General features: G+C 41.5%; 3 protein-coding genes. All 3 read right to left on the bottom strand.

Annotated features, from left to right (window positions below; all coding sequences use genetic code 11):
• Positions 1 to 109: 109 nt before the first annotated feature.
• Positions 110 to 439 (bottom strand): TusE/DsrC/DsvC family sulfur relay protein, encoded by a 330-nt coding sequence (locus tag B9J84_RS12500; protein WP_047689503.1) that lies wholly within the window; start codon positions 437 to 439, stop codon positions 110 to 112.
• 126 nt (positions 440 to 565) lie between these two features.
• Complete coding sequence (locus B9J84_RS12495) at positions 566 to 1,234, bottom strand: Bax inhibitor-1 family protein (protein ID WP_094124266.1); 669 nt, start codon at positions 1,232 to 1,234, stop codon at positions 566 to 568.
• A 204-nt stretch (positions 1,235 to 1,438) separates the two neighbouring features.
• The coding region (locus B9J84_RS12490; protein ID WP_143698867.1) for an amino acid ABC transporter ATP-binding protein at positions 1,439 to 2,152 on the bottom strand (714 nt) is incomplete at its 5' end.

The raw sequence follows: 2,152 nt of genomic DNA, 5'->3' as shown, positions 1-2,152 counted from the left end.
TTGAATCACTTCTTTCTTATACTGAAAAATATAGCGGATTCGAAATACTTTAAAAGTAGCACCGCTTTGTGCTTTGTATGGTTAAGTTGCTTGGGGGCTTAGTTTCACACTACAAGCATTTGGCAGGTTTTGGTAACCCAGCAAGTTTAGTTGCTTGTTTGGCCGGGCCTTTTTTAAAGAGTTTGAACAGATATTTACTATTGCCTTTTTCCGGACCATGCGCTTTTTCCATCGCTTTGACTAACATACGCACTGCGGGTGAAGTATTAAACTCTTCATAAAAGTGGCGCACGAACCAAATGACTTCTAGATGAGCGTCTGTTAACTCGATATCTTCCTGACTGGCCAGTGTCTGGATCATTCCTTCTTCCCATTGGGTATGGTCTAGGAGGTAACCCTGAGCATCAGTTTCGACGGTTTTACCATTGTATTCAAACATCTTTATTACTCGATTAAAAATCCGCGTTTAGGGTAGCGTAGTGAATGTGTGATCTCAACTGTTTAGAAAGCAAAAAGCCCGCAAGCTGTGGCTTGCGGGCTCGTTTGGACAAAATGTCGACGTAAATTAGTCGTCGTTCATAATGCCTAAAATAGCCAATAAGCTTGTGAACAAGTTCAGAATATTTAGATACATTGAGATGGTAGCACTAATGTAGTTTGTCTCCTCACCTCGTACGATGCGGCTTGTGTCAAATAGGATAAAACCAGAAAACACGAGCGCCGCGATGCTGCTGATCGCAAGTTGGCCAACGGTAGAACCAACAAAAATATTAATAATCGCCGCAACGATGACAATAATGAGGCCTGCCATTAAAAAACTTCTCATGAACGAAAAGTCTTTTTTAGTCGTAATGGTATAAGCTGATAAGCCCATAAAAACAAGGCCAGTAAGACCGAGTGCCTGAGCAATAATGCTAGAGCCATTCGGGATTGCCGCATAGTGATTAAGCATTGGGCCCAGAGCACCGCCCATTAATGTGGTGAACACAAATGTCCACACTATACCAGAAGAAGAATTAATGGCTTTAGGCATCACGAAGAATAGAATACCGATTGCTCCCAACTGCATAGCGAGTGCCATGAATGGTGAAATCTGCATTGCCATTGTTGCCATCGCAGCAGTAGCACTGGTGATAAGAGTCATTGAAAGCAAGAAGTAAGTATTCTTCAACACTTTATTAGTTTGTAGTGTGCTCTCTAAGCTAGCTGAGCGAGTAAACATAGGGCTGTTCATAATCTTCCTCGTAAGGGTTTATGTTTGTTTGTACATTTATGGGGCTGAATGAGCTAAAAAGCAAGCCCTGTATCGTATTTGTTTTGTGTAAATTTTAATAAAAATAGTCACTTAGATGTTAAAGAATGTGTAACACCATGTGTCTATGCTCATAAACAAAGAGAGAGGTGATGTTCACCTCTCTCTTTGTTGGTCGTTAATCCATTAATGATGGAGAATTTGAGAGAGAAAATTGCGCGTTCTATCGGATTGAGGATTTTCAAAAAATTCAACAGGGTTATTTTCTTCAATGATCTCACCAGCATCCATGAAAATAACGCGATCGGCCACTTCTTTAGCAAAGCCCATCTCATGGGTAACACAAAGCATCGTCATGCCTTCTCCTGCGAGTTCAACCATAACATCTAATACTTCCCGTACCATTTCTGGGTCAAGTGCAGATGTTGGTTCATCAAATAACATAATCTGTGGGTTCATGCACAATGAGCGTGCAATCGCAACTCGTTGCTGCTGACCGCCAGAAAGTTGACCGGGATATTTGTCTGCTTGATCAGGAATCTTTACGCGTTCCAAGTACTTCATCGCAACCGCTTCAGCTTCTCCTTTAGGCATCTTTTTTACCCAAATTGGAGCGAGTGTACAGTTTTCTAACACGGTTAAATGTGGAAAAAGATTGAAATGTTGGAAGCACATACCGACCTCGCGTCGCACGGCTTCAATATTTTTAAGATCTTCCGTCAGTTCGTTGCCCGCGACGACGATTTGTCCTTTTTGGTGCTCTTCCAAGCGGTTAATACAGCGAATCATGGTCGATTTTCCTGAGCCTGAAGGGCCACAAATAACGATCTTTTCGCCTTTTTTAACGGTAAGATTGATATTCTTTAGTACATGAAATTCACCGTACCATTTATTCATATC

It is taken from the genome of Vibrio sp. V03_P4A6T147, from assembly GCF_002241085.1.
GTDB classification, from domain to species: Bacteria; Pseudomonadota; Gammaproteobacteria; order Enterobacterales; family Vibrionaceae; genus Vibrio; species Vibrio anguillarum.
This window is presented reverse-complemented; position numbering and strand designations above follow the sequence as displayed.